The 8922-nt window shown below is 66.0% G+C and carries 7 protein-coding genes and 1 pseudogene; 1 reads left to right on the top strand and 7 read right to left on the bottom strand.

Going from position 1 to position 8922, the window contains the following annotated elements; genetic code table 11:
- The 7 genes and pseudogenes from HWX87_RS24390 to HWX87_RS24360 form a co-directional block, all read right to left on the bottom strand.
- Positions 1-277: pseudogene (locus tag HWX87_RS24390) on the bottom strand (acetyl-CoA C-acetyltransferase); the annotation flags it as partial.
- A 269-nt stretch (positions 278-546) separates the two neighbouring features.
- The gene (phaP, locus tag HWX87_RS24385) at positions 547-1128 is read right to left on the bottom strand and encodes a TIGR01841 family phasin (RefSeq protein ID WP_176049660.1); all 582 of its coding nucleotides are present in this window, start codon (positions 1126-1128) and stop codon (positions 547-549) included.
- Positions 1129-1631: 503 nt separating this feature from the next.
- Positions 1632-2396, bottom strand: coding sequence for a ParA family protein (locus HWX87_RS24380; protein WP_176049659.1), 765 nt, complete (start codon positions 2394-2396; stop codon positions 1632-1634).
- A 100-nt stretch (positions 2397-2496) separates the two neighbouring features.
- The gene (locus HWX87_RS24375; RefSeq protein WP_176049658.1) at positions 2497-3120 is read right to left on the bottom strand and encodes a DNA-3-methyladenine glycosylase; all 624 of its coding nucleotides are present in this window, start codon (positions 3118-3120) and stop codon (positions 2497-2499) included.
- Complete coding sequence (mug, locus tag HWX87_RS24370; RefSeq protein WP_176049657.1) at positions 3107-3637, bottom strand: G/U mismatch-specific DNA glycosylase; 531 nt, start codon at positions 3635-3637, stop codon at positions 3107-3109. Before mug ends, HWX87_RS24375 begins: the two co-directional genes overlap by 14 nt.
- Before the next feature lie 129 nt (positions 3638-3766).
- Entirely contained in the window at positions 3767-4330 is a 564-nt protein-coding gene (locus HWX87_RS24365) for a single-stranded DNA-binding protein (RefSeq protein ID WP_176049656.1), read from the bottom strand.
- Between the two features lie 100 nt (positions 4331-4430).
- Complete coding sequence (locus HWX87_RS24360) at positions 4431-5618, bottom strand: MFS transporter (RefSeq protein ID WP_048025666.1); 1188 nt, start codon at positions 5616-5618, stop codon at positions 4431-4433.
- 265 nt (positions 5619-5883) lie between these two features.
- Here HWX87_RS24360 and uvrA point away from each other — a divergent pair, with 265 nt between their 5' ends.
- Complete coding sequence (gene uvrA / locus HWX87_RS24355; protein ID WP_176049655.1) at positions 5884-8769, top strand: excinuclease ABC subunit UvrA; 2886 nt, start codon at positions 5884-5886, stop codon at positions 8767-8769.
- Positions 8770-8922 lie beyond the last annotated feature (153 nt).

Below are 8922 nucleotides of genomic sequence, written 5' to 3'. Positions count from 1 at the left end.
TCAGGCCCGAGCCGCACACCTTGTTGATCGTCATCCCCGGCACTGCCGTCGGCAGCCCGGCCTTGATCAGCGACTGCCGCGCCGGGTTCTGCCCCGAGCCGGCCGTCAGCACCTGGCCCATGATCGCTTCGCTAACCTGATCGGGCTTCACGCCCGCACGCTCCAGCACCGCGCGGATCACCGTCGCACCCAGCTCGGGCGCCGCAATCTTCGCAAGCGAGCCGCCGAATTTGCCGACCGCGGTCCGCGCGGCCGATACGATCACTACGTCCGTCATGTTCAATTCCTGCTTCGAAATCAGTTCGTCGTTCTGACGCCGGCATGCGCCGGCTGCAACGGGCGATGGCGCACGTCGCGCCCTCCGGCGCGATCACGGTCGCACGCCGCCATGGGGCGGACGGCGCTCGCGCACACCGGCGGCACACCGGCACGGGCGCCCTGCGGCGAACCGGACGGCCGCCGGACGCCGCGTAGCACACACGGCGTCCGGCGCCATCCGGCGCCGATCAAGCGTGTCGCGCTCTCGCGCGACACGCCGTCATGCAGTTACGCAGCCGATTCGCGCGCAGCTGCGTCCTTGCGTGCGGCGGCAGCCGTCTGCTTGGCGCCGCGCGTGGCCGTTTCGCTGACCGCGTCGAAACCGCTCTGTGCGGCTTCGATCGCCTGACCCGTCGCTGCACGCACGGAGTCGGCCGCGGCCGTCGCCGCGGACAGCGCGGAATTCAGCGCGGCCACGACCGGCGCCGAGCCGGCCGGCGCGTGCTTCGACAGTTCGCCGAGCGCGTCCTTCAGGCGCTTGTCGTTCTGTTCGTACTGCGCCTGCGCGACCTTCGCCCATTCGGATTGCGTCGACACCGCGATGTCGAACAGATGACGGCCGTACGACACCACCTTGCCGGCTGCTTCCTGCGGCGCGGCGATCTGCTGCGCGAAGCCCGCGGCCGGATTGCTGCTGTTGAACGCGTTCTTCAGCTTGTCCTCGTACTCTTCGAGCGCCGTCCGGGCCGCCTGCAGGTTGAGTTCGACGACAGCCTCGAAACCGTGGATCGCCGGACGGGCAATCGCAAACCACGCGGCGATACCGGACTGATAATCGGCGCTGAGTTTTTCGGGGGCAAATACGGACATCGGGCACGCTCCTGTTAGCAATGCGAGAGACGACGTAAAGAAAAATGGAAGCTCGACCGGCCACTGCTTCCTTATTGACAACCCGTCACTTATTTGAGTACGGGAAGTTGAAGAAGGCCATTCTAGATCGATTAATTGTCAATTAAATGGCATTAATACTAGGTGTAAACCCTTATTATCATCCCCGTTAGCCGCCGAAACTCCCGACACGCCGACATAGCAGAGAGGATTCCGCAGGGGTTCGGTCCCGCAATGCCTTTTTACCTTTTTACAGGATAGCGCATCGTGACGTCGCGCAACATTTACCAATCCATTATTCCGTTTATTAGAAAACCGGCGCGCATTGAAAATGGAGCAGTCACTTATGTAATCGTTTTTTCTGGATTTATTATGAAATCGTTTCCGGGATTATTAATGACGGAATCAATGATCGGATGAATTGCGGGTCGCAATGAAAATACGGCCGCATGAAGCGGCCGCGGTCGACACGGGAAAGCGCGGAATCAGCCGGCCAGTTCGCGATGCAGTGCGCGGAATTCCTGCGCGAGCTTGTGCCCCGGCTCGAGATGGATCACCGGCATCGACTGCTGATGCGATTCGCGAATCTTCACCGACGCCGACAGCCTCGACGCGAGCACCGGCAGCCCTTCGTCGACGAGCTCGTCGACCAGCCGTTGCGGCAGGCTCGCGCGCGGCTGGAACTGGTTGATGACGATCCCTTCCACCTCGAGCGCCGCGTTGTGGTCCTGCTGGATTTCCTTCACGTTCTCGAGCAGCGTGTACAGCGCGCGGCGCGAGAAATCGTCGCAGTCGAACGGGATCAGGCAGCGCTCGACCGCGATCAGCGCCGAGCGCGTATAGAAATTCAGCGCGGGCGGCGTGTCGATGTACACGGCGTCGTAGGTGTCGAGCTCGTTCAGCGCGTCGCGCAGCTTGTAGATCTTGTAGCGCGATTCGAGCTTGCCGTGCAGCGTGTCGAGATCCGGATGCGCGGGCATCACGTCGAGCCCTTCGAACGGGGTCGGATGGATGAACGACGCGACGTCGACCGGACGGAAGTTGAAGGTCAGCGCGGTTTCGAAGAAACCGGCAACGCCCGGTTGCGCGTCGGCCGCGGCATCGCCGAGCAGGTAGCGCGTGGAGTTCGCCTGCGCATCGAGGTCGATGACGAGCGTGCGCAGCCCTTCGCTCGCACTGATCGCCGCCAGGTTGCAGACGATCGTCGACTTGCCCACGCCGCCCTTCTGGTTGAATACGACCCGCCGCATGGTGTCCCCTCGATCGAACGTCGAAAGGACCAGCTTAGCCGGTCAATCATGGCGGCCGCGTGACGCAGGTCGAATTGCATGCGACTGTGGACGGCGCGCGTCAAATGCGCGGCAGCGCGCCCGACACATACCGGTTGCCCGGCACGCACCACCGCCACGGGAATGCCACGCCGACACGAATGCCGATGCGCGGGCCGCTCGTCGGATCCGTGGGCGGCGCGATGCCGTCGTCGACGATCGCGAATCCGTCGCGCGCATCGACCAGGTCGACGCCGTCCTGCGCGCCGCCGATCCCCATCGCCTGGGTCAGCCGCGCCGGCCCGCGGCACAGGTCGCGATCGCGCGTCTGCGGCGGCCGCGCCGCCCGCATCTGCTCGAGCCCGTGCAGCGGCTCCAGCGCGCGGATCAGCACACCGGTGCCCGTGCCGTCCGGGCCGCACACGCAGTTGCAGCACCAGTGCATGCCGTACGTGAAATAGACGTACAGATGCCCCGGTGGCCCGAACATCGTCGCGTTGCGCGGCGTCCTGCCGCGATAGGTATGTGCCGCCGGATCGATCGCGCCGGCATACGCTTCCACTTCGACGATGCGGCCGGCGCGGCCGTCCGCCGCCGCGAGGATCTTGTTGAGCAGTTGCGGGGCAACGTCGGTGGCCGCGCGATCGAAGAACGCGCGCGGCAGCACCGTGCCCGGCCAAAGGGGCGCGGTCTTATTGCGCCGCATGCTGCCCTGCCGCCGATGCAGCGAGAAAAAGCTGACGGTACGCGTCGACCAGTTCATTGAGACCGAACGCAAGATTTCGACCGCTCGGATTGGGGAGCACCCAGACACTCGCCCCCTGCATGCAGGCCGGTTGCAAGCCCCACTGGACTTCGCGCTGCCCCGACAGCGCCGAGTATGCGGCCTTGCCGAGAAAGGCGATGAAGCGCGGCCGGTAACGCACGATCTTCTGCTCGAACGCGGCGGCCGCGGCGATGAATTCCGCGCGAGAGAGTTGGTCGGCACTCGCCGTCGGCCGCGTCACGACCGCCGTCAGGCCGCAGCCGTACTGGAGGATCGCGCGATCGTCCTGCGGCGCGATTTCCGTCGGCGTGAAGCCGGCAAGATGGATCACGCGCCAGAAGCGGTTGCTTCTCCCCGCGAAGTGATGCCCGGTCGCGGCCGCGGTCAGGCCGGGATTGATCCCGCAGAACAGCACGTCGAGACGGTCGACGATGAGGTCGGGAAGTTCGTCAGCCACGTTTTACCCGGAGTGCGACTTACAGGAACTGGAACGCCGTAAACGAAGCAAGGCCCGAAGGCCCTAGCCAAGCAAACGGCTTGACTCGGACATTCGGGCCCATCGCGATGCGAGATGCCGACTGGGCGATCAGAACGGGATATCGTCGTCCATCTCGTCGAAGCCGCCGCCGGCCGGTGCGCTCGGACGGCTTTGCGCGCCGCCGCCAGCACCGCCACGCGCCGCGCCGCCGGCACGACCGCCGCCGCCACCGCCGCGCTCCATCTGCTCGCCGCGACCGCCGCCACCACCACCGTAGCCGCCGCCGTAACCGCCTTCGTCACCGCCGCCACCGCCACCGCCACCGCCGCCGCCCGCACCGCGGCCGCCGAGCATTTGCATCTGTTCGGCCACGATTTCGGTCGAGTAACGATCCTGGCCGTCCTGGCCTTGCCACTTGCGCGTGCGGATGCGGCCTTCGATATAGACCGACGAACCCTTCTTCAAGTATTCGCTGACGATTTCCGCCAGACGGCCGAAGAACGCGACGCGATGCCACTCGGTCATTTCCTTGAAATCGCCGCTTGCCTTGTCCTTGTAGCGGTCGGTCGTCGCGAGACGGATGTTCGCAACCGCGTCGCCGCTCGGCAGGTAACGGACTTCAGGATCGGCGCCGAGATTGCCGACGAGGATGACCTTGTTGACGGATGCCATGTGTTTCTCCAGTAAATTCGATGCCGGGCCGCCGGCGCATATTGCCGGGACGGCCCGCCGGGCAAGCCGGCGCGCGGCCGGCGCCTGCCCGAAATAAGATTCAGGCCTTGCGCGGCGGCGCTTTCATGCTGGCCGCGATTATAAGCCACGCGGCCACGAGCCCCGAACACGTATAGAAGACCGTGTTGGCGCCCCCGTGCTTCAGCAGCCAGCCGCCCACGATGCCGCCGAGCGCGAGCCCGATCGACTGCGTGGTGTTGTAGACGCCCGTGGCCGCGCCCTTGCGCGAACCGGGCGCGAGCTTCGACACGAGCGACGGCTGCGACGCTTCCAGGATGTTGAAACCGAGGAAGTAGACGAAGAGAATCGCCGCCACAATCAGGATGGTATGCGGTGCGCTGCCGAGCAACAATTGGCCGATCAGGATAGCCAGAATGCCGCCGAGCAGCACCGGCTTCATCTTGCCCCGTTTTTCCGCGACGATGATCGCCGGGACCATCATCACGAACGCGAGCCCCATCACCGGCAGGTAGACCTTCCAGTGCGCGGCGACCGGCAGCCCGCCGTCGACCAGCAGGCGCGGCACGACGAGGAACAGCGCCGTCTGCGTCGCGTGCAACACCAGCACGCCGAAGTTCAGGCGCAGCAGCTCGACGTTGTGCAGCACCTCGGCGAACGGCGCGGGCACGTGCACGGGTTTCGCCGCGTCGGGCACGATCCACAGCACGACGCCGATCGCGAGGATCGACAGCACGCCGACGATCGCGAACAACCCGCTCATCCCGACCCAGTGGAACACGATCGGCGCGCCGACGATCGCGACCGCGAACGATACGCCGATCGACCCGCCGACCATCGCCATCGCCTTCGTGCGGTTCTGCTCGGAGGTCAGGTCGGCGATGAACGCGAGCACCGCGGACGACACCGCGCCCATCCCCTGGATCACGCGGCCGACGATGATCCACGTGATGTCGTGCGCGGACGCGGCGACGAAGCTGCCGATCGCGAAGATCACGAGGCCCGTGGCGATCACCGGCTTGCGGCCGAACTTGTCGGACGCCCAGCCGTAGAAGATATAGAACAGCGACTGCGTGACGCCGTAGGCCCCGAGCGCGAGGCCGACGAGCAGCACGTTGTCGCCGCCCGGGATGGTTTTCGCGTAGACCGAGAACACCGGCATGATCATGAACAGGCCGAGCATGCGCAGCGCGAAGATCGCCGCGAGCGACGTGGTCGCGCGCAGTTCAGGCGCAGTCATGCGGGAAGACGTGGCAGACGGATTGGACATCGGGAATGAATTTCGAATGATCGGAGTGTCCGCCCGGCGGCGGGCGGCGGAAGATCAGGACCGGCGGCCCGGGAGGCCTGGCGGGCGACACGCCGGAGCAGGATGCTGACGGCCTGCGGGCCGCCCGGAACCGTGCGGCGCGACCGCTTTCCCCGGTGCGGGTGTCGCCTTGCTGCCACCTGCTGTAAAGGCTGGGGGCCGTAAACGACGGTCTCGAAAAGCCGTTATAGTAGCAGGTTTGGTTCCCTCCATTTTCGCCAGGTTCATGGAACAGATCCGTATCCGTGGGGCACGCACCCACAACCTGAAAAACGTCAATCTCGACCTGCCGCGCCACAAGCTGGTCGTGATTACCGGGTTGTCCGGGTCGGGCAAGTCGTCGCTCGCGTTCGACACCCTTTATGCCGAAGGCCAGCGCCGCTACGTCGAAAGCCTGTCCGCATATGCCCGCCAGTTCCTGCAGTTGATGGAGAAACCCGACGTCGACCTGATCGAGGGCCTGTCGCCCGCGATCTCGATCGAGCAGAAGGCAACGTCCCACAACCCGCGTTCGACCGTCGGCACGGTCACCGAAATCCACGACTACCTGCGACTTTTGTACGCACGTGTCGGCACGCCTTACTGCCCCGACCACGAGATCCCGCTCGAGGCGCAGAGCGTGTCGCAGATGGTCGACGCGGCGCTCGCGCTGCCCGAGGAAACCAAGCTGATGATCCTCGCGCCCGTCGTCGCCGACCGCAAGGGCGAGCACGCCGAGCTGTTCGAGGACATGCAGGCGCAGGGCTTCGTGCGCTTTCGCGTACGCTCGGGCGGCGGCACCGCGAACGAAGGCGTCGCGAAGATCTACGAAGTCGAGTCGCTGCCGAAGCTGAAGAAGAACGACAAGCATACGATCGACGTCGTCGTCGACCGCCTGAAAGTGCGCCCGGACATGAAGCAGCGGCTCGCCGAATCGTTCGAGACCGCGCTGCGCCTCGCCGACGGCCGTGCGATCGCGCTGGAGATGGACACCGACCGCGAGCACCTGTTCAGCTCGAAGTTCGCGTGCCCGATCTGCTCGTACTCGCTGCAGGAGCTCGAGCCGCGCCTGTTCTCGTTCAACAACCCGATGGGCGCGTGCCCGGAATGCGACGGCCTCGGCCAGATCACGTTCTTCGACCCGAAGCGGGTCGTCGCGCACCCGTCGCTGTCGCTCGCCGCCGGCGCGGTGAAGGGCTGGGACCGCCGCAACCAGTTCTACTTCCAGATGCTGCAGAGTCTCGCGGCGTTCTACGAATTCGACATCGACGCCGCGTTCGAGGATCTCCCGGAAAAGATCCGCAAGGTGCTGCTGTTCGGCTCGGGCAAGCAGACGATCCCGTTCTCGTACATCAACGAGCGCGGCCGCACGACGATCCGCGAGCACGTGTTCGAGGGGATCATCCCGAACCTCGAGCGCCGCTACCGCGAGACCGATTCGGTCGCGGTGCGCGAAGAGCTGTCGAAGTACCAGAACAACCAGCCGTGCCCGTCGTGCGACGGCACGCGCCTGCGCCGCGAAGCACGCCACGTGCGGATCGGCACCGGCGACTACGCGCGCGGCATCTATGAAATCAGCGGCTGGCCGCTGCGCGACGCGCTCGGCTATTTCGACGGCCTGACGCTCGAAGGCGCGAAGCGCGAGATCGCCGACAAGGTGATCAAGGAAATCGTCGCGCGCCTGACGTTCCTGAACAACGTCGGCCTCGACTACCTGTCGCTCGAGCGCAGCGCCGAGACCCTGTCGGGCGGCGAGGCGCAGCGCATCCGGCTCGCGTCGCAGATCGGCTCGGGCCTGACGGGCGTGATGTACGTGCTCGACGAGCCGTCGATCGGCCTGCACCAGCGCGACAACGACCGCCTGATCGCGACGCTCAAGCACCTGCGCGACCTGGGCAACTCGGTGATCGTCGTCGAGCACGACGAGGACATGATCCGCACGGCCGACTACGTCGTCGACATGGGCCCCGGCGCGGGCGAGCACGGCGGCGTGATCGTGGCCGAAGGCACGCCGAAGCAGGTGCAGTCGAACCCGCAGTCGCTTACCGGCCAGTACCTGCTCGGCAAGCGCACGATCGAGTACCCGGACGAGCGGCTCGCACCCGATCCCGAACGGATGCTGCGCATCGTCGACGCGTACGGCAACAACCTGAAGCACGTCGATCTCGAGCTGCCGATCGGCCTGCTGACCTGCATCACCGGCGTGTCGGGCTCCGGCAAGTCGACGCTGATCAACGACACGCTGTATCACGCGGTCGCGCGCCACCTGTACGGCTCGTCGGCCGAACCGGCGCCGCACGAGGCGATCGAGGGCCTCGAGCACTTCGACAAGGTGATCAACGTCGACCAGTCGCCGATCGGCCGCACGCCGCGCTCGAACCCGGCCACGTACACGGGCCTGTTCACGCCGATCCGCGAGCTGTTCTCGGGTGTGCCGACCTCGAAGGAGCGCGGCTACGATCCGGGCCGCTTCTCGTTCAACGTGAAGGGCGGCCGCTGCGAATCGTGCCAGGGCGACGGCGTGCTGAAGGTCGAGATGCACTTCCTGCCGGACGTCTACGTGCCGTGCGACGTGTGCCACGGCAAGCGCTACAACCGCGAAACGCTCGAAGTGCAGTACAAGGGCAAGAACATCAGCGAAGTGCTCGACATGACCGTCGAGCACGCGTACGAGTTCTTCAGCGCGGTGCCGGTCATCGCGCGCAAGCTGAAGACGCTGCTCGACGTCGGCCTCGGCTACATCCGCCTCGGCCAGTCGGCCACGACGCTGTCGGGCGGCGAGGCGCAGCGGGTGAAGCTGTCGCTGGAGCTGTCGAAGCGCGATACCGGCCGCACGCTGTACATCCTCGACGAGCCGACCACCGGCCTGCACTTCCACGACATCGCGCTGCTGCTCGAAGTGATCCACCGGCTGCGCGACCAGGGCAACACGGTCGTGATCATCGAGCACAACCTCGACGTGATCAAGACGGCCGACTGGGTGATCGACCTCGGCCCCGAAGGCGGCGCCGGCGGCGGCCAGATCATCGCGCAGGGCACGCCCGAGCAGGTCGCGAAGACGAAGGCGAGCTTCACCGGCAAGTACCTCGCGCCGCTGCTCAAGCGCACGGCCCGCAAGGTCGCGGCCGGCTGACGGCCGCCGCCTTCCCGCGCGCGGCCGCCCGGCCGCGCGCGCGTCCCTCCGCGCCGCGCAACCGGCCGCCCCTCGTTTTCCCTTCTGCGTTTACACCATGCGCCAAACGGCCCCATTGCGGACCATAATGGCAGCTATACTTTACGGTCGTAA

The organism is Burkholderia sp. BCC1644 (assembly GCF_902833225.1).
Taxonomy (GTDB): Bacteria; Pseudomonadota; Gammaproteobacteria; order Burkholderiales; family Burkholderiaceae; genus Burkholderia.
Note: the sequence above shows the minus strand (reverse complement) of the source record. Positions and strands in the feature narration are given on the sequence as shown.